This is a genomic window from Vibrio sp. 10N.286.51.C3 (assembly GCF_003050065.1).
Taxonomy (GTDB): domain Bacteria; phylum Pseudomonadota; class Gammaproteobacteria; order Enterobacterales; family Vibrionaceae; genus Vibrio; species Vibrio crassostreae.
The window spans coordinates 257,104-280,005 of record NZ_PIGC01000002.1; the positions used below are offsets into that span (position 1 = coordinate 257,104).

Sequence of the window (22,902 nt, forward strand, 5' to 3'; positions counted from 1 at the left end):
TGGCTGCAGTAATGATTTTTGTAGGAATGCTAATGGCCAGTTGGTGGACCGTTGATTTTCTCGTGTTAAGCCATCAAACTTAACTAATTGAACTGAAAAGGAATCACCATGAGCGTTATTTTTATTACCGGAGCGAACCGCGGCATTGGCTTAAGTTTGACTCAACAATACTTGAAAGGTAATCACAAGGTGTACGCAACTTACCGTGACGCCTCTTCAGCAAAAGAACTGCTCTCACTCGTAGACCACAACAGCAACCTAACCTGCATTCAGTTAGAAATAACCGATTACCAAGCGGTTAGCCAACTTCCCTCTCAAATTCCGTCGATAGATATCTTAATTAACAATGCTGGCTACTATGGGCCAAAAGGTTACGGACTGGGTAACACCGATGTAGAAGAGTGGCGACGTGTTTTTGAAGTCAATACGATTGCGCCATTGAAGCTTGTCGAAATGCTATTACCTGTTCTAGAAAACAGTGACGTGAAAAAGGTCGCTTGCTTGTCTTCTCGAGTAGGCAGCATGACAGAGAACACCTCCGGCGGTGGCTACATCTATCGTTCCTCTAAAGCGGCTCTTAACTCCGTTGTGAAGAGTTTAAGCAACGACCTAACCGATAATGGCTTTACTGTGTTAGCGCTGCACCCAGGTTGGGTACAGACTGAAATGGGGGGGCCAAATGCTCTAATCGATACAGACACTTCGGCATCAGGCCTTATCAAAGTCATCGAATCTGCCAATACCGAAGTAAGTGGTCACTTCTTCAATTTCGATGGCACCGAGATAGACTGGTAGGCTCCCCATGAATCCTCGCCTTCTTGCAAATTTACTGCGACGTTCGCCACTGGTTTTGTTAACCGTGGTGCTCGGTGGGTGTTTTGGGGAAGGCCCTGGAGACTTATTTGACGACTATCAAACTAAAATAGCCAGGGTACAAGACGCTGACGAGATAAAAGAGAAATGGGAATTTGAAAGCCTACCGAGAAAACGAGAGCTGCTGCTTGACGTGCCCTCACTCTCTATCGGCCTCATCGACAGCTACCAGCTTCGTCAGTGTGGGTTATTTAATCTAATTGCCGAGAGAAATTCAGTACTCGGAAAAGTCGCGGACGAATTCCGCAATTACGATTATCAAGTTGCTCTACTCGAAGGCGTGGGTCAATGTTTAGCTAATCACAAGTTAGACCCAGAGATCGTAGAATTACTAAAAGAAATTGAGCAACAAAAACTCGCACAGTTTCCGCTACATCAATGGAATCTCATCTATGCCAGTGATGCCATGCAGTCGCAAATGCGGGGGAGTCAGTGGTTACGTGCTGATATTAGCGATCAAGTGAGACAGACAAACGACGCCCTAGAACATATCAATCAAGCGTTAAACACATCGCTCGTTTCGGGCAAAACCATTGAGGTTCAAGAAGTATTGGAGAAGAGTTCTACGCTTGGAGATTTGTACTACTCGCTCGCTCGTGCTTCGGCAGAATTGGATACCATTACTAAGCAACTCACCACCTTTGATGCCAATATCATCTGTGGTAAGCAACGAGACACCACTAAATTTCGTTATCTCAACAACGTCTTCGAACAACAGTATATTGGCAAGGTTCAGCCTTACATGGCTCAGCTGGATGGCTACTATCAGCAGTTAGCATCGCAGCTTGTTATGTTTGATGCTCAGCCAGAACTTCACAGCTATTATTTTCCCATCAAAGATACGCACCAAGCCTTTCGCGCATCAACTCGCCGCCATGTGGACTATTGGCAGCAACTGTTTAAACGTTGTGGGCGTAAAGTCGGACGTTAATCCTAACCTCAATAAGTCTTAGCTTTTAGTGCCCTTTTTAGCGGAAGTGCTTTTCTTAGCATAGGAACCATTCTTAGCATACGAACCGTTCTTGGCATAAGACTTCTTCGCACCACCGCCTTTACGGCGTTTGAAGGCAGGTCTCTCAACTTTAGGAAGATGGCGCAGAGACTCAGGAACTTCACCGGTTTTTACCTTGCCCATCAAACCATCAATCTTGCTTTCTAACGCTTGCATAAAAGGTTGGTATGCTTGATTTCGTTCTGCCATACCTTGCAGCTGGTGCTCCCAGTGCGCTGTCATGTCTGGGAAGGTCGAATCCTCAGGTAGAGCATGAATCAAACCTCTACCTGCTGGGCTACTATGAATGCTTTTACCTTGGCGCGTTAGCAGCTGCCTTTTAAATAGCGTATCGAGAATGCCCGCACGAGTCGCCTCTGTTCCAAGACCATCAGTCTCTTTCAAAATAGCTTTCAGGTCCTTGTTCGCGACAAAACGGGCGATACCTGTCATCGCTTGGAGCAATGTCGCTTCTGTGAAGTGTTTTGGTGGCTCAGTTTTTTTATCACCAATCACGCCTTCACGACACGTCAACACAGTCCCTTTATCCAATGGAGGAACCGTATCCGTGCCATCACCTTGCTCTTCGGTGTCCGTTTTGCCCATCAACACTTTCCAACCTGGGTTGATAAGCTGACGTCCTTTCGTAATGAACACACCACCAGCTATATCAAAGACCAGCTTAGCATCGGCAAAAACCGCAGGTGGGTAGAACTGCATTAGATACTGACGAGCGATTTGCTGATAGATTTTCATCTCATTGGCAGATAAACCATTCACCGATGACTTCTTCGGTGTTGGGATTATTGCGTGGTGAGCATCCACCTTACTGTCGTTCCATGCTTTTGATTTAAGAGAAAGGTCCGCACCTTGAGCGCCACTTTGCAGCTCTTTCGCATTATTGGCGATGGCGTCTACGATCGACTCTCGCTGAGAGTAGTGTTCTTTAGGAAGATAGCGACTATCAGAACGTGGGTAAGTAATAAGTTTGTGCTTCTCATATAAAGACTGACAGGTGTCCAACACCTGCTGAGCACTCATGCCAAAACGTTTGGAGGCATCAATCTGCAAGGCAGACAACGAGTAAGGCAGTGGCGCGGCTTGCTTGCTTTGCTTCTGCTCTGATTCTGTCACCGTTGCAGGTTGGTTCGCAATTCGGTTAGCAACGTTCTCAACCAACTTTCGATTGAGCACGCGCCCTTCTTCATCTTGCCATGGCTTACATGCTTCACTCGGTTTCCAACGCGCACGAATATCAAAGCTATGGCCGTTGTTTTGGTATGGGATCAGCGCATGCAGAGTAAAGTAATCTTTAGGGATGAAGTTTTCGATCTCTTCATCACGCCTTACGACCAAACCAAGTACAGGTGTTTGTACTCGCCCTACCGACAACACGCCTTGGTAGCCAGCCTTTTGACCCAGCAAGGTATAAGCTCGGGTCATGTTCATGCCATACAGCCAATCGGCTCTAGAGCGTGCCAAAGCTGAAATTGATAGTGGGATAAAGTCACGGTTGCTGCGCATTTGGGAAAGTGCACGTTTTACGGCAGGTAAGTTCAAGTCGCTGATCAATAACCTGTCCATCGACTCTTTCTTAGCCTTGGATACTTTGCAGTAATCAATCACTTCATCAACCAGAAGCTGTCCTTCTCTGTCTGGGTCTCCAGCATGAACAATTTGGGTCGCGTCCTTCAATAGCTTTCGGATCACCGTAAGCTGTTTGCTGGATGTCTTACGAGGTCTTAGCTGCCACTGCTCTGGCACGATAGGAAGATCGGCCAAGTTCCATTTCTTGTAGCGGTCGTCATAAGCGTCTGGCTCAACCTGCTCCAATAAGTGTCCAATACACCAAGTCACCACATCGCCATTGCCACATTTGATAAACCCTTGGTCTTTCTTCTGTGGATTAGGCAGTGCAGCGGCGATCGCGCGGCCGAGGCTTGGTTTTTCAGCAATAATAAGGCGAGACATGTTTTTCCAGATGCTACAAACAATTAGGGCCACATTATCTAATGTGACCCTAATAAATCAAGAAAAACTGGTTGTTTATACAGTTAGCATTCCACTATTCAAGCTTCAGCTTTCTTTATAAGAACTCGACGAACTTTGAGAAGTCACGCTCTGGCACTTTCATTGGCGTACAGCCCGGAGTACCAAGGTATAGGAAGCCAACAATTTCGTCGTCGCCTTCTAGGCCGAAAGCTTGGTGAACCTCAGGGTGGAACATCCACTTACCTGAGCGCCAAAAACCTTGGAAACCTTGAGCAACGGCAGCCATTTGCATGGCTTGTGCAGCACAACCCGCAGATAGGTGTTGTTCGAACGCGGGCACTTTTTCGTGCTCAGTTACCTTTGCGATGATAGTGATCACCATTGGTGCTCGAAACGGCGCTTTTTTAACTTTCTCAATGACCGCTTCTTCGCTCTCGTCAGCTTGTGCCGCACGAACCAATATGTCTGAAAGCTTTTGTAGACCAGAACCTTGCGCGATAACAAAGCGCCAAGGTGTTAGTGCACCGTGGTCTGGAGCGCGCAGCCCTGCTTTAATGATGTTTTCTAACGCCACACCTTCAGGTGCTGGATCAGAGAGTTTTGCGATTGAGCGTCTGTTGAGCAATAGATCCAAAGCATCCATTTGAAGTCCTTACTAATTTTTATTGTTTGTATAGTTGAACTTTAGCACAGAATACAAACGATAATAAATCTCAACCACTGTCAATTTGGGCTAGATTAAAAACAATAAAGGCCCCTAAATCTATGACTTAGGAGCCTTGTTCAAAATCTAGCTCAGCAAATTAAGTAACAATATCTACCGGTAAGATTACAGTTTGATGGCTGATTCTATAACTTAATAGCCAGTTCAACACCTTGACGGATAGCACGTACTGCATCCAGCTCACCGGCATAATCGGCACCGCCTATCACGTGCAGTTTGCCACCAAACTCTTGCCACATATCTTCAAATGGACGAACTGACACCTGACCTGCACACACGATAACGGAATCGGCATCGAGGACCTGTTCTTTTTTGCCAATACTGATATGCAGACCTTGGTCATCAATTTTATTGTAGCTCACGCCGCCCAGTAGATTCACGCCGCGCTTTTCTAGCGTACGTTTATGAATCCAGCCTGTAGTTTTGCCCGGACCTTTACCAACGCGCCCCGCTTTACGCTGCATCACCCAAACCGTTTTGTCGCTGAATGAATCCGGGTAAGGATACAAACCACCTGGGTGTTCCATGTTCTTATCGATACCCCACTCATGCAGCCAATCGTCTAGGCTGTGTGAAGTCGGCTCTGTCAGCATGGTTGCCACATCGACACCGATACCACCAGCACCAACAATCGCGACCTTTTCGCCGACTGGTGTCTTTTCGCGAATCAAGGTTTGGTAATCGACCACGTTTTCTTGGTCAATGCCCTCAATATCGAGCTTTCTTGGCTCTACGCCAGCAGCCATCACCACTTCATCGTACTTCAACAACATCTCAAACGTTGCTTCGGTATCCAATTTCAGATTCACGCCGGATGCATCGATTTGGTTAGCAAAATAACGAATCGTTTCTCTGAACTCTTCTTTGCCCGGTATCTGCATTGCTAATCTAAACTGGCCGCCGATACGGTCATTTTTCTCAATCAAGTCAACCTTGTGTCCACGCTGCGCTAAAGTCGTTGCACAGGCTAAACCGGCTGGGCCTGCGCCGACAACCGCAATGGACTTAGTCGCTTGCGCTGGCTGAACAACAATTTCAGTCTCGTAACAAGCTCGTGGGTTAACCAAACAGCTCGCTCGCTTACCCTTAAACACGTTATCAAGACAAGCTTGGTTACAGCCGATACAGGTATTGATGAACTGCGCTTGGTCTTGAGCGGCTTTATTAACAAAGTCCGGATCTGCCAAGAATGGGCGCGCCATTGAAACCATGTCGGCCTGCCCTGAACTGAGGATACGTTCGGCCTCTTCTGGCGTGTTGATTCGGTTACATGTCACCACTGGGATCGACACGTATGGTTTCACTTTCTCGGTTACCCAAGAGAATGCACCGCGTGGTACTTGCGTCGCGATAGTCGGAACACGAGCTTCATGCCAACCAATACCAGTATTGATGATAGTCACGCCCGCTTCTTCTAGCTTTTGAGCCAAAAGAACAACATCTTCAAAGGTGCTACCTTGCTCAACCAAATCCAGCATCGACAGTCGGAAAATAATAATGAAATCTTTACCCACCGCTTCGCGAATCGATTTGACGATCTCTAGCGGGAAACGCATACGCTTCTCGTAAGAACCGCCCCACTCGTCGTAACGCATGTTGGTACGCTTACAAATGAATTGGTTAATCAAGTAACCTTCCGAGCCCATGATCTCAATGCCGTCATAACCAGCAACCTGAGCGAGCTCTGCACTATTGGCAAAGGCACCGATGGTCTTTTTGATCTGACGAGGGCTCATCTCACTGGGTGCGAACTTAGCGATTGGCGCTTTAATGCCAGAAGCACTTTGCGCGAATGGGTGCATCGCATAACGACCGGCATGCAATAGTTGAAGCGCAATTTTACCGCCGTGCTTGTGGACGGCTTCGGTAACAACTTGGTGCGCTTTGGCGTGCTTTACTTTACTGAATTCAGCACTAAATGGGGTTAATCTGCCACGTAAATTAGGAGAGAAACCACCGGTAACAATAAGACCAACGCCTCCTTTTGCTCGCTCTTCATAAAACGCGGCAAGTTTGTGTAGGCCTTCTTTATTTTCTTCTAAACCTGTGTGCATTGATCCCATCAATACACGGTTACGTAACTGAGTAAATCCAAGATCGAGTGGTTCAAGTAAATGTGGGTACATGGCAGACATCACTTCTATTATTTTATCCTTGTGGTCTGACCACAGTATAGTTCAATCACCAAAAGTTCAAACAACCGTTTACATTTTTGTAACACCGATCATAATGCTGAAGGTATTAATCGTTCAGAACCCCTTAATTTGACTACACTTAATGAGAATATATATCGATTAACAATTCTTGGTGTAGTTTGAGCTTGGGAATTGTCGTAGGATACTAAGCAGTTCATATGATTGAGATTAATGGTACTACGGCTTGTTAAAGCGACGTGATCTCACTGCGGAGACAGAATGAAAAAAATATTCAAATTTATAGGTATGATCTTTAAAGGGATTTGGAAGCTCATTACGTTTGTACGTCTTGCGCTGGTTAACCTAGTCTTTTTACTCAGTATCGCCATCATCTACTTTGTGTACTTCCATTCAGATACGGCTCAACCGACGGTTCCACAGGATTCAGCTCTGGTGCTTAACCTGTCTGGTCCTATTGTAGAACAAAGTCGCTATATCAATCCGATGGATTCGGTCACGGGTTCGCTGCTTGGCAAAGACCTTCCAAAAGAGAACATCCTGTTTGATATCGTTGAAACGATTCGCTACGCAAAAGACGATGACAAGGTTACAGGTATCGTTTTAGCACTCAAAGAGTTGCCAGAAACCAACCTAACCAAGCTGCGCTACATCGCTAAAGCGTTGAATGAGTTCAAAGCGGCAGGCAAACCTATTTATGCGGTGGGTGACTTTTACAACCAAAGCCAATACTACCTAGCAAGCTACGCAACTAAAGTCTTCCTATCACCAGATGGCGGCGTTCTTCTTAAAGGTTACAGCGCTTATTCGCTTTACTACAAAACCTTGTTAGAGAAGCTCGATGTGAACACTCATGTGTTCCGCGTTGGTACTTACAAGTCAGCTATTGAGCCTTTCATTCGTGACGACATGTCAGATGCAGCGAAAGAGTCCGCTTCTCGTTGGTTAAGCCAACTATGGGGTGCGTACGTTGATGACGTCAGTAACAACCGTCAGATCGATGCTAAAACACTGAACCCAAGCATGGACACCTTCTTGAAAGAACTTGAGTCTGTCGATGGTGACATTGCAAAACTGGCTGAAAAACTTGGCTTAGTGGATGAGTTAGCGACACGCCAACAAGTTCGCCTAGAGCTTGCAGATGTTTTCGGCAGTGACGGTCAAGACAGCTACAACGCGTTTGGTTACTACGAATACCGTGCAACCATGCTTCCCGACATGACCAGTGAATCACACGACGTTGCCGTGATTGTTGCCAGCGGCGCAATTATGGATGGCAAGCAGCCACGTGGCACAGTTGGCGGAGATACCACTGCAGCCCTACTCCGCCAAGCACGTAACGACGATAAAGTGAAAGCCGTTGTACTTCGTGTAGATAGCCCAGGTGGCAGTGCCTTTGCTTCTGAAGTTATTCGTAATGAAATAGAAGCGATCAAGCAAGCGGGTAAGCCAGTTGTTGTGTCGATGTCGAGTCTTGCTGCTTCAGGTGGTTACTGGATCTCGATGGGCGCAGATAAGATCCTAGCTCAGCCAACCACACTAACGGGTTCGATTGGTATCTTCAGTGTTATCACTACCTTCGAAAAAGGACTGAATGATATTGGTGTTTACACAGATGGCGTTGGTACGTCACCTTTCTCAGGTCTTGGGATTACAACTGGACTTAGCGATGGCGCGAAAGACGCGTTCCAAATGGGCATTGAAAACGGATACCGTCGATTCATCAGCCTAGTTGGAGAAAATCGCGGCATGGAAGTCGATGCGGTCGACAAGATTGCTCAAGGTCGAGTTTGGACAGGTCAAGATGCGATTCAGAAAGGCTTAGTCGATGAGATTGGCGATTTCGATGATGCGGTTGCAGCGGCGGCTTCACTTGCAGAGCTTGAAAGTTACAACATCTACTGGGTTGAAGAACCACTTTCGGCGACTGAGCAATTTATTCAAGAATTTATGAACCAAATTCAGATGTCGATAGGCCTTGATATTCAGTCAATGATTCCAAGCAGTTTACAGCCCGTTACTCAACAGTTAGCTCAAGATAGCCAGCTGTTAGGCAACTTTAACGACCCACAAGGCCGATACGCTTTCTGCTTAAACTGCCAAGTTCAATAAGATAAGCTCAACGCTTTATTATCAAGAGGCACCTCTGTGTGAGGCGCCTCTTTTTATTGCATGATAATTCGCTATAATCGCCCCCCTGTTCCCTATATCACACTAAGTATTAATCGCCATGGAAAGAAAACACATCTATATCGCGTACACCGGCGGCACAATTGGCATGCAGAAGTCTATTGACCACGGCTATGTTCCTGTCGCAGGTTTCATGGATAAGCAGCTAGCCGGCATGCCTGAATTCCATCGCCCAGAGATGCCTGAGTACACCATTCACGAATACTCTCCATTAATGGACTCTTCAGATATGACGCCACTTGATTGGCAGACCATCGCTGATGACATTCGCGCGAACTACGATAAGTACGATGGCTTCGTTATCCTGCATGGTACAGACACTATGGCATACACCGCCTCTGCACTGTCTTTCATGCTTGAAAACCTCGGCAAACCTGTGATTGTTACGGGCTCTCAGATCCCCCTAGCAGAGCTTCGTTCAGACGGACAAGCAAACCTGCTGAATGCACTGCACATTGCAGCAAACTACCCTATCAACGAAGTGACACTGTTCTTCAACAACAAGTTGATGCGTGGTAACCGCAGCACAAAATCACACGCAGATGGCTTCAATGCGTTTACTTCTCCAAACCTGAATCCTTTGCTAGAAGCGGGTATCAATATCCAACTTAGCAATAACGTAAAGGTAAACGAACAACCTGAAGGCGCTTTCAAGGTTCATAACATTACTCCGCAACCTATTGGCGTAATCACAATGTACCCTGGCATCTCACACGAAGTGATTCGCAACACGTTATTGCAGCCTGTGAACGCAATGATTCTGCTTACTTTTGGTGTTGGTAATGCACCACAAAACCCAGAACTGCTTCAACACCTTAAAGACGCATCAGAGCGTGGTGTTATCGTGGTGAACCTTACTCAGTGTTTAGCGGGTAAAGTGAATATGGGGGGTTACGCGACAGGTTGTGCACTGGCAGAAGCTGGCGTTGTCAGCGGTTATGATATGACACCGGAAGCGGCACTGGCGAAGTTACATTATCTACTAAGCCAAAACCTAGGCTACGAAGAAGTGAAGGCTCAAATGCAACAAGTGTTGCGTGGCGAGATGAGTTTATAACCAGTTCACAGATTCATGTTAAACCCAGTTATTCGATGATAGCAACGGCGGCTTAACGTGAACTAAATCGTTTTATTGCTTATAAATAAACGAGTTAAACTAAAAGGGGTGGCACATTGCCACACCTTTGTTGTAATTTAAGCTTAATGATTCGGGTTAACCCTAACAATGTCTTCTTGATCTGACTTAAACTGTTTCTTTAGTTCAGACTTAGATTTAAAGCTAATTTCACCACCAGCTGCAATTGTCATATGTTGAGCTTCAGAGTTATGTTTAGATTGATATAACATAACCGCTTGCATACACGAGTCACGCTGTTCTTTTGAGAGCGCCGTACCTTCTGGCCATTTACCCGTTTCAACTGCGTAGGTTAAACGTTCGTAGACCTCGGGAGTCATTGCGCTAAGAAGTTGTTCTGCATCCATGGTAAAGCCTTAGTTTTAACAATTTTCACCAGAAAATAACCCGTAACAAAATTGAGTCAAGAACCTGACCGATAATAAGTGCATTTGATCACAAGTGAAGGAATATGAAAATTATGAAATGGTTGGCGATTAGCCTATTGCCTTTCACTCTGGTTGGGTGTCTTGAAGGGAACAAAAATACCGATCAACTGTGCCAAAGCAACCCGGGCCTTCAGTGTGAACAATTGAATATGAACGATGGGCAATGTCGCGTAGCACGTACCGATCTTATCTGGCATCGATTTGAAGTTCAGAAGCAACCCACCGAAATAAACAAAATTAAAGAATTCGAATTAGTCACGGCCTACAAAAAGTGCCTAGAACTCGCGGCGCAGATCGAAACAATCGATCAATCTAAGCTGCAAGAGCGTCGCTTTACCTCTTTAATGCACAGTATCGAAGAGTCTGAGCGCATTGTTGATGAGCTATCGAAATCCGATACACCAGAAACGCTTTACTTCTTGTGGTCGCAAACTGGGGACACCAACGCCAGACGCAGTTTCCTACAGCTAGAAGGAAAAGAAGCATTAAATACAGCAGAGATGCAATATGCCTTGGCAACCTTCTACACCACCCGCGATCATGCAAAGACACTTAAGTTACTCAATAATGCGCTAACGCTTTCTAATGGCTCAGTAGCCAACACTGAAATCTTCAAGTCGATGGCAAGTATCAACCATAGCCTTGGCCATATGGAAAAAGCGTACATTTGGGCGATGGTTGCCAAAGACTTTGACGTGCCGATTGCTTCTGAAGCAGAGCTAACTGTGCTGTACCGTTTCGACAAGGCAACCTATAAGAAGCTAAATAAAGACGCAGACAAGATCGTCGAAGCTATTGAGGATGGAGTTTACAGCCCTTCAATCGTCCCGAGTTACTGAGCGCACCATTTAGTGTGTTCTAACCTAAGCTTCCGATTCATTCACCCGCTTTCAAAAAAAAACAGCTACCTTTCTGGTAGCTGTTTTTATTTGTACTAGAGTTAATTCTGAAATCTTGGGTCATTCAGCATTCCTAAATCGGCAAATGCGACCTGTAAGGATTAGACAATAGTTACAAGTTATTTCGTACTTTCGTCATTTTTGTTGAAAATTAACGACACCGAATTAACACAGAATCGTTCACCTGTGGTCTTCGGACCATCAGGAAAAACGTGACCTAAATGGCTATCACAGGCGTTACAACGGATCTCTACACGCTTCATTCCGTGACTTAGATCTTCTATATAGCGTACTGCTTCATCATTCACTGGGGCATCAAAACTTGGCCAACCACACCCAGAGTCGTATTTGTTATCCGACAGAAACAAAGGGCTTTCACAGCATGTGCAGCTATAGACACCAGTCTTATGGTTGTGCAGTAGCTTACCGCTATATGGGGCTTCAGTACCACGTTCACGACACACTGCAAATTCGTCGTCTGTTAGGCGCTCACGCCAGTATTCATCAGGCTTTATCATATTTCCTCCCTTTTGAATCACGTTAATATTTCTCCACATTCTCAGTTATTATATTTACTTTTTTCTATAAAGGCTTGCATATCAGTCGTTTTGTAGCACATACTTTCTCACCAGGAAACATTGTACATATACACTCATAAGTGAATCATCATTTAGGGGTATTTTACCCAACTGGAAGGGTACAGAGCCACTTGCAATGGTCAATTTTCAACCACTTACACCCAATTGTTAAGAAAAGCGTCGCTTTTTTTTGACATTAAACAAGTTAAGTCGGATTATCTATTGCAGATGTATACTGGATTCTGTAATTTTACTACCAGTTATCTTTAATCAGAAATTAAGTTGTGGAGCAACTACAATGACTATCAAAGTAGGTATTAACGGTTTTGGCCGTATCGGCCGTTTCGTATTCCGCGCAGCTCAAGAGCGTGCAGACATCGAAGTAGTAGGTATTAACGATCTAATCGACGTAGAGTACATGGCATACATGCTTAAGTACGACTCAACTCACGGCCGTTTCAACGGTACTGTTGAAGTTGAAGGCGGTAACCTAATCGTTAACGGTAAAACTGTACGTGTTACAGCTGAGCGTAACCCAGAAGATCTTAAGTGGGATGCTATCGACGTAGACGTAGTTGCTGAAGCAACTGGTCTTTTCCTAACTGACGAGACTGCACGTAAGCACATCACTGCTGGCGCTAAGAAAGTAGTTCTTACTGGTCCTTCTAAAGATGCAACTCCAATGTTCGTAATGGGCGTTAACCAAGCATCTTACGCTGGTCAAGACATCGTTTCTAACGCTTCTTGTACTACTAACTGTCTTGCACCTATCGCTAAAGTACTTAACGATAAGTGGGGCATTGAGTCTGGTCTTATGACTACAGTTCACGCTACTACAGCAACTCAAAAAACTGTAGATGGCCCTTCTGCTAAAGACTGGCGCGGTGGCCGTGGTGCTTCTCAAAACATCATCCCATCTTCAACTGGTGCTGCTAAAGCTGTAGGCGTTGTTCTTCCAGAACTAAACGGCCTTCTAACTGGTATGGCTTTCCGTGTACCAACTGCTAACGTATCTGTAGTTGACCTAACAGTTAACCTAAAAGAAGCTGCATCTTACGAAGAAATTTGTGCTGCAATGAAAGAAGCTTCTGAAGGCGAAATGGCTGGCGTTCTTGGTTACACTGAAGACCAAGTAGTATCACAAGATTTCATCGGTGAAGTTCAAACTTCAGTATTCGATGCTAAAGCTGGTGTTGCTCTAACTGACAAATTCGTTAAAGTTGTATCTTGGTACGACAACGAAATCGGTTACTCAAACAAAGTTCTAGACCTAATCGCTCACATCTCTAAGTAATTTCTTTTTAGAAATAGCTTTAGATAAGCATTAGCGAAGACTGTTTTGAGCAGACTTTGAAAAAGGCGACCTTAGTGTCGCCTTTTTAATACCTGCTATCTTTTAAACCGCGTCTATCTAAGCTCATAAAGATAGCCCAAATGCAAAATTCAATTCTAATACTGGCTCTGCTTGTTACTTATGAAAACACAAGCATCACTCTAGTCAGCATTTGAATTCAATTTCCTTAGAAGGATCATGTAATGGATTTATCTACTCTACCTGCACTGGCGGTACTTTCTGACAACGTCACTATCGTTGAACACGAAGGTGTAAAACTGGTTCGCGTTATCCACGATAAAGCAAACGCAGCGATTTCACTGTTTGGCGGCCACGTGGTGTCATTCCAACCGCAAGGTCAAGAAGACCTGATTTGGATGAGCCAACAAGCTAAATTCGATGGTAAAACGGCTCTGCGTGGTGGTATTCCAGTATGTTGGCCTTGGTTTGGTCGCATTGCAGCACCTGCACATGGTTTTGCTCGTTCAAGTGAATGGCAATTGGTTGAGCACCGTGAAAGCGAAGCTGGCGTGATTGTTAGCTTAGGTCTGAAGCCAAGCGAAGAGACGCTAGCAGTATGGCCTCATCAGTTCGATGCACGTTTGAATGTTGAGATCGGTGAGCAACTAAAAGTAACCCTGGACGTGAAGAACACAGATTCACAACCATGGACTTTCTCTGGTGCGCTGCACACTTACCTAAACGTTGCTGACATTCATAACACCACCACCACAGGTATGGGCGCTGAGTACATCGATAGCCTGCAAGGTAGCAAGATCTGCCAAGGCGGTGATGAACTGGTACTAACCGACACGATTGACCGTGTTTACACGCAACCAGAAACGCAAATTTTTGTTGCTGACAAGAAGCTGGATCGCACGCTAACAGTTGAAAACCACGGTCATAACTCTGCAGTACTGTGGAACCCGTGGGCCGAAGGTGCTGCTGGTATGGGTGATATGCAAGACGACGGTTACCTAACCATGTTATGTGTTGAATCAACGCTGCACGCACCAAGCCTAGAAGCAGGAAAAACATTACAGCCTGGCGAAAGCCACCAGCTGATTACGGTGATTTCAGCTCAGTAAGCGACTCAAAAAACTCTTCAAAGGCCGGTTTATCCGGCCTTTTTTACAGCTATTTTTTACAACACTACGATGACGATTAGTTAGCTTTACTGCTGTGAATAGTGAACTAAAGTTTCTCTATAGAGTGACAATAGAGCATTGTTGTCCACTTGAACGCCGACCTTTTGTGCAGGGAATGAACTCCACTCATCATTCATATATTTACGTTGATCAACTTTCTGAATTGTCATCCCTTCAGCGGGGCCATCAGTCACTACTCTGACTGAGCCACTACGACAGGTAAATAGAGATGGTTGGATAACATAAGCAATGGCTGAAGGATCGTGAACATGACAACCCTCCATTCCTACTTTTTCAGAATAGAACTTTAAGTAGTAACGGCTAACATCCCAGATAAACTGCCCTACCTCTCCAGCATCATCTCGTAAATCATCAAGGTATTGACCAGTAAAGAAGCTCTCCTCAGTGACATCTAATCCGATAATCACGACAGGCCATGATGCCGTAAACACCTTATCCGCAGCGTGAGGATCATCATGGATATTCGCTTCAGCAAATGGCGTCACGTTACCTCGATGGTCATTTTCACCGAACGCGCCCCCCATAATGACCACTTCTTTTACTAAGTCGACAATTTCAGGGTCCGCTTCCAGAGCGAGCGCGAGGTTAGTAAGAGGGCCAACCGCCACAAGAGTGATCTCTCCCGGTTCAGCTCGAACACTATCGATAATGAACTGGTAAGCCGGCTTATCAAGCGCTGTAACATCTAATGAACTTGGCGCTTTCACATCCCCAAATCCAGCCTCGCCATGCACCACAACCGTGGCTCCAACAGGATCTCTTATTAACGGCTTATCCGTTCCCTTAGCCACAAGCGCCTTCATTCCAAACTTCTGCTTCAGATAAAGGGCATTTTGAGTCCCGTTGTCTATCGTCGCATTACCATAAACAGTAGTGATGCCCACTAACTCAATATCAGGATGTGCTTCCGCAAATAGGATGGCCATTGCATCATCGATGCCCGGATCTGTATCTAGAATGATTTTCTTTGTCATATCAGCTTCTAATTAAACAGTAGGAAAGCGTAGACGATACCCAGAAAAAACGCAGATAAACGTGACCTAAACCTAAGCTCTGATTTTTATTGTAATAAGCCATAAGCTCACTATTCTAGAAGCGGATATTCTCGCCTTTTTATTTAGCCTGATGCAGACCTTTTTGATAGAATCTTCGCCCAACTCTATGCCTCTGAGATCGTCATGACTTACCAATGCCCTTTGTGTCACCAACCTTTATCTCAAAACGATCGTACGTTTAAGTGTGAAAAGAACCATCAGTTCGACCTAGCGAAAGAAGGCTATGTCAATTTGATGCCTGCGCACCACAAACGCTCAAAAGATCCAGGTGACAACAAAGAGATGATGCAGGCACGTCGTCGCTTCCTTGAAGGTAACCACTATGACCCAATGCGCCAAGCGGTGGTGACGTTGTGTTCTCGCTACCTACCAGAAGAGGCGCCTAGCCTATTAGATATTGGTTGTGGCGAAGGTTATTACACCAACGAAATTGCTGTGAATCTTCAAGAAAAGAATGGTGCTACTTTTGGCCTAGACATTTCTAAGATTGCTATCAAATACGCCGCTAAACGCTACCCTGCTGTCGATTTCTCAGTTGCATCAAGCCATCGCCTACCCTTTGCTGAAAAAAGCTTAGACGGTATTCTACGCATTTACGCGCCTTGCAAGGCTGAAGAGTTACAACGCACCATCAAAGACAATGGTGTGGTGATCACCGTGACACCCGCTAGCCGACACCTGTATCAACTGCGTGATGCAATTTATGATGGCGTTCGCTTGCACGATGAAGATCCAGAAGTGATCGAAGGTTTTACGCTTGAGCACCAAGAGCAACTAAACTATATGATGGAACTATCGGGGTCAGATGCATTCGACCTGCTACAGATGACGCCGTTTGCTTGGAAGGCGAGTGAAGAGTTTAAACAACAACTCACCGAAGCTGAGCAATTCAACTGTGAAGCTGACTTTATGCTGCGAGTGTATCGCAAACAAATTTAATTGATATTGATTATCGTTTGCATTGAATTCTTATCTTGCCTCCTTTAGTATGCGTGTTCTTCAAGGAGGCATTTCATGCAACGTATTATTCTTATCGGATTAGCGACTCTTCTCACGGCTTGTGCTAATCAACCTGCAAAAGACACTTCTCAAAAAGTGGCTCAAACGGAATCCGTTTCCACATTCTATGACTACCAGTTCGCTTCTCCACAAGGCGAAATACTTCCTCTCGATGCATTACCTAAACAGCTAATTGACGCTGATGTAATTCTTATTGGCGAATGGCACACTCATTCTGCTATTCACCGCTTCCAAACCGATTTTTTAAAAGCGCGCTTTAACGCGACATCAAACATTGCTCTTTCAATGGAACAGTTTACTCGAGAGCACCAAGCCACACTCGACCAATACTTAAACGGTGAAATTGGCGAACAAATTCTCCTGTCTCAAGCGGCAGCGTGGCCAAACTACGAAAGTGATTACCGTGCGCTCGTTGAGTTCGCCAAAACCAACGACATCGATGTTATTGCAGCAAACGCACCAAAGCCTTTCGTTCAGTGTATTGGCCGTAAAGGGTTACCTTACTTAGATCAGTTATCGACCGAGCAACGCCAATGGATTGCCGCCGAAGTCGATACGGGTGATAGCCCTTACAAAGAAAAGTTTATTGCTTCCATGCATCACGGTACACCAGAACAAACGGAAAAGCAGTTTGCCGCTCAGGTCACATGGGACGAGACCATGGCCGAATCGATTGTGGATTACCTAGCATCAAACCCAGAGAAACAAGTGATTCATGTAGCCGGTAAATTCCACACAGAAGGTGGTTTAGGGACGGCGGCATCAATTCTACGTCGTAACCCTGATTTGAAAATCGCCATCATCAGCCCAGTTGAAGAGATCTCATCGGATAGCAGCGATTATCAGCTTGAAGTGCTTTCGCCACCGGCTCGCTTTGTTAAGAAAGAGAACCGAATGAAGGCATACAAGCACCTATCAAAACGCAGCGCTAGCCTAGAATGCGACTAAACCACTCTTCTAAGCTGAAGAGTCGGTGGGCTAATCCTAGATAATTAGCCCATCGTCACAACTTGATCACGTTCCCATCATTCATCCCAACTCTATCTAAAATCAAACATTCTTATCGGCACAAAATTTGCTTAGTAAATAGACGATTTAACCAAGCAGATGAAAATGTAATGTGCGAATAAAAAAACATCACTACCGATGATTAATTGCACAAGTTTTTCACACCTCTGCCGATACTATATTTAAGGATAGGTAAGGAGAGCGATATGACGCCAGTAGGAACGAGTAATACTCAGCTGTATTCACCTTCGCAAATGAATGCACAAGCTAAAAGCACTGAAGCTGAAAAGCCTGCACCGCTTAAGGTTGAACAAAATACCGTCAAGCTTTCTGATGAAGGCAAAGCCCTATTATCTGCCCTTAAAGAAATCGATAAAGAAGCCAAGAAGGTCGAAGCTGAAAACGCGACCGTAACCGATAAAGTAGAGTCATTTGCTCATGGCGCTTTAGGTATGGATCATCCAGATAAGATTGAAGAAGAGGACGATGGTTCTTATTCAGCTGGGCAATACTTATCCGCAGCGGCAACCGTGGGTGGCATTCTACTTGCCTTAATCTAACTTCCCCCTCTGTTACTGCACCTTCCTCTCTGCATTAAAGCGATTTGTCGTCACGACAACAGACCAGATTTGGTCTAAAAAACGAGTTCATTCCATAATTCCGCTCTCATTTTAATGGAATAATACTCGTGAAAAACACTTTTGAGCTTATTGATAAGCCTACCTTCTTTGGTGCGATTGCACTCCTACTCACGATAGTTTTCCCGCTCATTTTGTTCCCAGCTCAGGGCGCAGACTGGATTGCGGTTGCGAAAACATTCATGACGGATCAACTAGGATTTCTATATCTTGCGCTAGGCCTCGCTGCCTGTGCATTTATGGTTTACGTTGTGTTCAGTGATATGGGACAAATTAAACTAGGCGAAGCTGATGAAGAGCCTGAATTCAAAACAGCATCATGGGCTGCAATGCTATTTTGTGGCGGTATCGGTGCTAGTATCTTGTACTGGGGCTGTATTGAGTGGGCTTACTACTACCAATCACCGCCTTTCCAACTAGAACCTGGCAGTGAAGAAGCAGTTCGTTGGGCGGCAACTTACGGTCTGTTTCACTGGGGACCAATCGCTTGGTCTATCTACCTGATCCCTGCGATTCCTATCGCTTACTTCTTCTATGTACGTAAACAGCCAGTTCTAAAGATCTCTAGTGCGTTAATGCCTGTTCTTGGTGAACACCGCAGTAAAGGCGTACCTGGAAAAATCGTCGATATCCTTTTCATTTTCGGTCTATTAGGCGGCGCTGCAACAACGCTAGGTTTAGCCGCTCCTCTTATCACTGAGGGTCTGAATCACCTATTTGGTCTACCTAAAAATAACCTAACGCAAGTGATGGTGCTTTTAGTGTGTACTGCGATTTTTGCTTACTCATCTTATGCTGGATTGGAAAAAGGCATCAAGATCCTAAGTAACATCAACTTCTGGGGTGCGATGGGCCTACTGGCTTTCGTTCTGATTGCAGGTCCAACAATCTTCATGTTAGAAACGGGGTTAGACTCAATTGGTCGTCTACTGTCTAACTTCTTCGTGATGGCAACGTGGGCTGAACCATTTGGTGGCTACGGTACATTCGAAAACACTCACTTCCCACAAGACTGGACGATTTTCTACTGGGCATGGTGGCTAGTATTTGCACCGAGTATGGGTCTGTTTGTTGCGCGTATCTCTCGCGGCAGAACCATCAAACAAATGGTGTCAGGTTCTATCTTCTTCGGTTCTCTAGGTTGTTTCTTATTCTTCATGATTCTAGGTAACTACGGCTTATCACTTCAGCTTTCTGGTGAGCTAGATGTGGTTGCCATCCTGAATGCAGAAGGCGCAACCAAAGCTATCTTCTCGATGCTTGCACAACTGCCAATGAGCACGCTAGTTATCGCAGTATTCACTTTGCTTTGTATCATCTTTACAGCAACGACGTTTGACTCTATCTCATACATTCTTGCGTCTGTGGTTCAAAACAACGTGACTGAAGAACCAATGCGTTGGAACCGTATGTTCTGGGCATTTACTCTGTCGTTTTTGCCAACGATCCTGATGTTCCTAGGCGGTCTAAGTACACTACAAACGGCGGCGATTGTTGGTGGCCTACCGCTGCTTGCTATCTCTGTCATGTTGATGATTTCAGCCGTTCGTGCGACTAACCTCGACCTACGTCATCAAGATGCGTACATCGAGCCAACGATCAACATCGAAGAACTACCAGACATGGACCCTTGGTCTGCTGAAGGTATGGCACTGGCTCAATTTGAGAAAGAAAAAGATGCTGCGCAAGAAGCCGCAGAACTTGAGCGTGTTGCTTACACAGAACTTGCCGCAGTGAAGAAAGAAATTCGCGCTTATGTGTTAGAACAAGGTTCACAAATGGAAACTCACGAGTTACCAGAGAACCTACAACAAGCACTTGAGCAGGCCGAGAGTAATCTTAGTGCCGCACAAGCGAAAAAGATCGAGTTATCTGAGCAAGCTCAGAATGCTCGTATCACGTTCAACCAGGTGGTTGCAGACTTACCGCTTGCTTGACATTAGCCATGACACAGTCCATTGATTTGGACCCTCCTAAATACGACAAAGGCTCACAGAAATGTGAGCCTTTTTTTATGCTTTTCTAAAAACTTGAGTTAATGCTCAATTTCATATTGATGAAATAAATATGAAACGAATTTGACACAAATCGGTGTTCTAATCATCCCGCTTATATAAAAAGGGATAACTAATGAAGCACTTTATGAAACCAATTGTTACCGCAGTGGTAACCTCTACACTCTCATTCAACGTACTTTCAGCAGAAATCAAAAATGTCATTCTGATGATTGGCGATGGTATGGGACCTCAGCAAGTTGGTTTATTGGAAACCTACGCAAACCAAGCGCCAAACTCCATCTATAAAGGGAAAAAAACGGCCCTTTATCAACTTGCTCAAGAAGGGGTTATTGGTTCATCCCTAACACATCCGGAAGACGCAATCGTAGTGGATTCAGCTTGCTCTGCGACCATGCTTGCAACGGGTATTTACAGCGGTTCAGAAGTAATCGGTATCGATTCCCAAGGTAACCATGTTGAGACAGTACTTGAGAAAGCGAAAAAAGCAGGCAAAGCGACTGGCTTAGTTTCCGACACGCGCTTAACTCACGCGACTCCAGCTTCTTTTGCCGCTCACCAACCTCACCGATCTTTAGAGAATCAAATCGCATCCGATATGCTAGCAACGGGCGCCGATGTGATGCTATCTGGAGGACTACGTCATTGGATTCCTAAATCGACCAACGACAAAGGTGAAACTTATAAGCAACTTGAGCAACTGACTCAAGGTGACATTTACCTAAAATCAAAGCGTAAAGACGACCGTAACCTTCTTACCGAAGCAGAGAAAGACGGCTACCAATTAGCGTTTAACCGCAACATGCTAGACGACGCTAAAGGCGAAAAGTTACTTGGTCTGTTTGCCTACTCAGGCATGGACGATGGCATCGCTTATAGCAATAAGAAAAAGAGTGGCGAACGAACTCAGCCAAGCTTGAAAGAGATGACACAAAAAGCGCTCAACATCCTATCCAAAGATGAAGATGGCTTTTTCCTAATGGTCGAAGGTGGCCAAATAGACTGGGCAGGCCACAGTAACGATGCAGGTACGATGCTGCATGAATTACTAAAGTTCGATGAAGCGATCCAAACTGTGTATGAATGGGCGAAAGATCGTGAAGACACGCTCGTGATTGTGACCGCAGACCACGAAACAGGATCTTTTGGCTTCAGCTACTCTTCTAACGACCTACCAAAACCACAGAAACGCTCTGGTGAAGCCTTCGCCGACCGCGACTATGCACCTAACTTTAACTTTGGCGCATTCAATATTCTTGATGGTTTATATAATCAGAAGCAAAGCTACTACGGCATGATCAGTGAATTTCAGAAGCTGGATAAAGCGCAGCAAACACCTGAAAAGCTCGCTGAAATCGTTAACAAAAGTAGTGAGTTCCCTATCACAGCGGAACAAGCGAAAAACGTGTTAGCGAGTAAGCCGAATCCATACCGATTGGCTCAACACAAATATTTATCAGCAGAAGAAGTGCCTGCTATCAACGATTTCGATGCTTTCTTCCCATATAACGACCGTGGCAACTTGCTTGCTCGCGAACAAGCAACAGGCCAAAACATCGTTTGGGGTACAGGTACACATACTCACACACCAGTGAACGTGTTTGCTTGGGGCCCAGCAGAGAAGATATTGCCAGTTTCAAAAATCATGCACCACTCAGAACTGGGTGAGTACATTAAACAACAAGTAAACTAGCCTGAATCTCTTTTGCTCGTTTCACTTAGCGCCCTTCGGGGCGTTTTTTGTTTTAATTTTTTAAGTCTTAAAACCTTTAAACCTTTAAACTAAGTAAGTTTAAATTTAGGCGACGCCAAATAGCAAAACAGCCGCTCAAGAGCGGCTGTTTTAAAATAATTAGCGATTCGGGTGATTCAGGATGTGGTCTTCCCAATCGACAACATCAATTTCGTATACCACTTTATTACGAACGCTTTCACCTGCTGCATGCATCTCCGTTTTTGATCCGGTGATCAATGGATGCCACTCAGGGATCGGCTTAGATTCTGATAGAAGGCGGTAAGCACAAGTGTCTGGTAGCCAGTGAAACTCATCGATCTTGTCACGAGTCAGCTTTAAACACTCTTCACCTGAAGTGAAGCGGTTCGGGTAATCTTTACACGAACATGTTTTGTCGTTTAACCAGCTACACGCCACATTGGTGTAGTAAACTTCATCGCTATCTTCATCCATTAATTTATGTAGGCAACACTTACCACAACCGTCACACAGTGATTCCCACTCGTTCTCGGTCATCTGCTCTAGTGTCTTTTCTTGCCAAAATGGATTCGTCATAGGATTACTTCTTACTCTTTTACTGGGGTGCGTGTTATACCGCTAGCCCATAAAAAGTTCAAGGATAATAATTGTTCATTCTTTGATTCAATCAACAGCTGTCACTCTCATCATTTTTTGCTACTATCGCGCACCCTGTTATTTAGTGAGTTTAATTTGATGGAATGTCGCCTAGGTTGTGGAGCATGTTGTATCGCTCCAAGTATTACATCTGCAATTCCTGGAATGCCTAATGGTAAGCCTGCTGGCGTACGCTGCATCCAATTAAATGAGCAAGATCTGTGTAAGTTATTTGGTCAACCTTCACGCCCTAAGGTGTGTCACCAATTTAAAGCTTGCCCTGTCATCTGTGGTAAAACAGATCAAGAAGCGCTTGATAACCTGATTGAACTCGAAGCAATAACCTAACAA

Annotated in this window: 20 protein-coding genes; 13 read left to right on the forward strand and 7 right to left on the reverse strand. The window is 45.1% G+C overall.

The window, feature by feature from the left end; all coding sequences use genetic code 11:
* The first annotated feature begins 108 nt into the window (after positions 1–108).
* Both CWO27_RS02865 and CWO27_RS02870 read left to right on the forward strand, forming a co-directional pair.
* Entirely contained in the window at positions 109–795 is a 687-nt protein-coding gene (locus CWO27_RS02865) for an SDR family oxidoreductase (protein WP_107898523.1), read from the forward strand.
* Between the two features lie 7 nt (positions 796–802).
* Entirely contained in the window at positions 803–1,804 is a 1,002-nt protein-coding gene (locus CWO27_RS02870) for a DUF3080 domain-containing protein (protein ID WP_107898524.1), read from the forward strand.
* 18 nt (positions 1,805–1,822) lie between these two features.
* Here the strand turns inward: CWO27_RS02870 and CWO27_RS02875 are convergent, their stop codons facing one another.
* The 3 genes from CWO27_RS02875 to CWO27_RS02885 form a co-directional block, all read right to left on the reverse strand.
* Positions 1,823–3,835, reverse strand: a complete 2,013-nt coding sequence (locus tag CWO27_RS02875; RefSeq protein ID WP_107898525.1) for a DNA topoisomerase III — start codon at positions 3,833–3,835, stop codon at positions 1,823–1,825.
* A gap of 115 nt (positions 3,836–3,950) precedes the next feature.
* Complete coding sequence (locus tag CWO27_RS02880) at positions 3,951–4,499, reverse strand: NAD(P)H nitroreductase (RefSeq protein WP_009848708.1); 549 nt, start codon at positions 4,497–4,499, stop codon at positions 3,951–3,953.
* Positions 4,500–4,705: 206 nt separating this feature from the next.
* Positions 4,706–6,715 (reverse strand): NADPH-dependent 2,4-dienoyl-CoA reductase, encoded by a 2,010-nt coding sequence (locus CWO27_RS02885; protein WP_165886704.1) that lies wholly within the window; start codon positions 6,713–6,715, stop codon positions 4,706–4,708.
* 279 nt (positions 6,716–6,994) lie between these two features.
* Here CWO27_RS02885 and sppA point away from each other — a divergent pair, with 279 nt between their 5' ends.
* Positions 6,995–8,845, forward strand: coding sequence for a signal peptide peptidase SppA (sppA, locus tag CWO27_RS02890; RefSeq protein WP_102478319.1), 1,851 nt, complete (start codon positions 6,995–6,997; stop codon positions 8,843–8,845).
* 118 nt (positions 8,846–8,963) lie between these two features.
* Positions 8,964–9,980, forward strand: coding sequence for an asparaginase (gene ansA, locus CWO27_RS02895; RefSeq protein WP_019823767.1), 1,017 nt, complete (start codon positions 8,964–8,966; stop codon positions 9,978–9,980).
* 143 nt (positions 9,981–10,123) lie between these two features.
* On the opposite strand, the gene CWO27_RS02900 is transcribed toward ansA, so the two are convergent.
* Positions 10,124–10,405 carry a YeaC family protein gene (locus CWO27_RS02900; RefSeq protein ID WP_010437067.1) on the reverse strand — a complete coding sequence of 94 codons (282 nt, stop codon included), beginning with the start codon at positions 10,403–10,405 and terminating at the stop codon, positions 10,124–10,126.
* 113 nt (positions 10,406–10,518) lie between these two features.
* On the opposite strand from CWO27_RS02900, the gene CWO27_RS02905 reads away from it, so the two are divergent.
* Positions 10,519–11,325: a DUF2989 domain-containing protein gene (locus tag CWO27_RS02905; protein WP_102478318.1), complete on the forward strand. Its 807-nt coding sequence runs from the start codon at positions 10,519–10,521 to the stop codon at positions 11,323–11,325.
* Positions 11,326–11,504: 179 nt separating this feature from the next.
* Here CWO27_RS02905 and msrB read toward each other — a convergent pair whose 3' ends face one another.
* Positions 11,505–11,942, reverse strand: a complete 438-nt coding sequence (msrB, locus tag CWO27_RS02910; protein WP_080967323.1) for a peptide-methionine (R)-S-oxide reductase MsrB — start codon at positions 11,940–11,942, stop codon at positions 11,505–11,507.
* Positions 11,943–12,261: 319 nt separating this feature from the next.
* Here msrB and gap point away from each other — a divergent pair, with 319 nt between their 5' ends.
* Positions 12,262–13,257 (forward strand): type I glyceraldehyde-3-phosphate dehydrogenase, encoded by a 996-nt coding sequence (gene gap / locus CWO27_RS02915; RefSeq protein ID WP_017059382.1) that lies wholly within the window; start codon positions 12,262–12,264, stop codon positions 13,255–13,257.
* A 242-nt stretch (positions 13,258–13,499) separates the two neighbouring features.
* The gene (locus CWO27_RS02920; RefSeq protein WP_107898526.1) at positions 13,500–14,384 is read left to right on the forward strand and encodes a D-hexose-6-phosphate mutarotase; all 885 of its coding nucleotides are present in this window, start codon (positions 13,500–13,502) and stop codon (positions 14,382–14,384) included.
* A gap of 86 nt (positions 14,385–14,470) precedes the next feature.
* Here CWO27_RS02920 and CWO27_RS02925 read toward each other — a convergent pair whose 3' ends face one another.
* A complete protein-coding gene (locus CWO27_RS02925; RefSeq protein WP_017063437.1) occupies positions 14,471–15,439 on the reverse strand; it encodes a nucleoside hydrolase in 969 nt (322 codons plus the stop codon).
* Positions 15,440–15,643: 204 nt separating this feature from the next.
* On the opposite strand from CWO27_RS02925, the gene rlmA reads away from it, so the two are divergent.
* The 5 genes from rlmA (at position 15,644) to CWO27_RS02950 (ending at position 21,894) form a co-directional block, all read left to right on the forward strand.
* Entirely contained in the window at positions 15,644–16,459 is an 816-nt protein-coding gene (rlmA, locus tag CWO27_RS02930) for a 23S rRNA (guanine(745)-N(1))-methyltransferase (protein ID WP_061038786.1), read from the forward strand.
* A gap of 75 nt (positions 16,460–16,534) precedes the next feature.
* Positions 16,535–17,488 (forward strand): ChaN family lipoprotein, encoded by a 954-nt coding sequence (locus CWO27_RS02935; protein WP_107898527.1) that lies wholly within the window; start codon positions 16,535–16,537, stop codon positions 17,486–17,488.
* Positions 17,489–17,754: 266 nt separating this feature from the next.
* Positions 17,755–18,108, forward strand: a complete 354-nt coding sequence (locus tag CWO27_RS02940; RefSeq protein ID WP_048611520.1) for a hypothetical protein — start codon at positions 17,755–17,757, stop codon at positions 18,106–18,108.
* A gap of 128 nt (positions 18,109–18,236) precedes the next feature.
* Positions 18,237–20,123 carry a BCCT family transporter gene (locus CWO27_RS02945; RefSeq protein ID WP_060982255.1) on the forward strand — a complete coding sequence of 629 codons (1,887 nt, stop codon included), beginning with the start codon at positions 18,237–18,239 and terminating at the stop codon, positions 20,121–20,123.
* A 193-nt stretch (positions 20,124–20,316) separates the two neighbouring features.
* A complete protein-coding gene (locus CWO27_RS02950; protein ID WP_102478344.1) occupies positions 20,317–21,894 on the forward strand; it encodes an alkaline phosphatase in 1,578 nt (525 codons plus the stop codon).
* A 159-nt stretch (positions 21,895–22,053) separates the two neighbouring features.
* On the opposite strand, the gene CWO27_RS02955 is transcribed toward CWO27_RS02950, so the two are convergent.
* Positions 22,054–22,491 (reverse strand): YcgN family cysteine cluster protein, encoded by a 438-nt coding sequence (locus tag CWO27_RS02955; RefSeq protein ID WP_017059388.1) that lies wholly within the window; start codon positions 22,489–22,491, stop codon positions 22,054–22,056.
* A 159-nt stretch (positions 22,492–22,650) separates the two neighbouring features.
* Between CWO27_RS02955 and CWO27_RS02960 the strand changes: the two genes are divergently transcribed.
* Positions 22,651–22,899 carry a YkgJ family cysteine cluster protein gene (locus CWO27_RS02960; protein WP_017059389.1) on the forward strand — a complete coding sequence of 83 codons (249 nt, stop codon included), beginning with the start codon at positions 22,651–22,653 and terminating at the stop codon, positions 22,897–22,899.
* Positions 22,900–22,902: the final 3 nt, after the last annotated feature.

Bases quoted from the DNA above. Each gene is read 5' to 3' on its own strand.
- CWO27_RS02885 (WP_165886704.1), bottom strand. From the start codon at position 6,715: ATGTCTGCCATGTACCCACATTTACTTGAACCACTCGATCTTGGATTT.
- CWO27_RS02865 (WP_107898523.1), top strand. From the start codon at position 109: ATGAGCGTTATTTTTATTACCGGAGCGAACCGCGGCATTGGCTTAAGT.
- ansA (WP_019823767.1), top strand. From the start codon at position 8,964: ATGGAAAGAAAACACATCTATATCGCGTACACCGGCGGCACAATTGGC.
- gap (WP_017059382.1), top strand. From the start codon at position 12,262: ATGACTATCAAAGTAGGTATTAACGGTTTTGGCCGTATCGGCCGTTTC.
- msrB (WP_080967323.1), bottom strand. From the start codon at position 11,942: ATGTGGAGAAATATTAACGTGATTCAAAAGGGAGGAAATATGATAAAG.
- CWO27_RS02875 (WP_107898525.1), bottom strand. From the start codon at position 3,835: ATGTCTCGCCTTATTATTGCTGAAAAACCAAGCCTCGGCCGCGCGATC.
- CWO27_RS02905 (WP_102478318.1), top strand. From the start codon at position 10,519: ATGAAATGGTTGGCGATTAGCCTATTGCCTTTCACTCTGGTTGGGTGT.
- CWO27_RS02925 (WP_017063437.1), bottom strand. From the start codon at position 15,439: ATGACAAAGAAAATCATTCTAGATACAGATCCGGGCATCGATGATGCA.
- CWO27_RS02870 (WP_107898524.1), top strand. From the start codon at position 803: ATGAATCCTCGCCTTCTTGCAAATTTACTGCGACGTTCGCCACTGGTT.
- CWO27_RS02955 (WP_017059388.1), bottom strand. From the start codon at position 22,491: ATGACGAATCCATTTTGGCAAGAAAAGACACTAGAGCAGATGACCGAG.
- CWO27_RS02940 (WP_048611520.1), top strand. From the start codon at position 17,755: ATGACGCCAGTAGGAACGAGTAATACTCAGCTGTATTCACCTTCGCAA.
- CWO27_RS02960 (WP_017059389.1), top strand. From the start codon at position 22,651: ATGGAATGTCGCCTAGGTTGTGGAGCATGTTGTATCGCTCCAAGTATT.
- CWO27_RS02880 (WP_009848708.1), bottom strand. From the start codon at position 4,499: ATGGATGCTTTGGATCTATTGCTCAACAGACGCTCAATCGCAAAACTC.
- CWO27_RS02935 (WP_107898527.1), top strand. From the start codon at position 16,535: ATGCAACGTATTATTCTTATCGGATTAGCGACTCTTCTCACGGCTTGT.
- CWO27_RS02920 (WP_107898526.1), top strand. From the start codon at position 13,500: ATGGATTTATCTACTCTACCTGCACTGGCGGTACTTTCTGACAACGTC.
- rlmA (WP_061038786.1), top strand. From the start codon at position 15,644: ATGACTTACCAATGCCCTTTGTGTCACCAACCTTTATCTCAAAACGAT.
- sppA (WP_102478319.1), top strand. From the start codon at position 6,995: ATGAAAAAAATATTCAAATTTATAGGTATGATCTTTAAAGGGATTTGG.
- CWO27_RS02950 (WP_102478344.1), top strand. From the start codon at position 20,317: ATGAAGCACTTTATGAAACCAATTGTTACCGCAGTGGTAACCTCTACA.
- CWO27_RS02900 (WP_010437067.1), bottom strand. From the start codon at position 10,405: ATGGATGCAGAACAACTTCTTAGCGCAATGACTCCCGAGGTCTACGAA.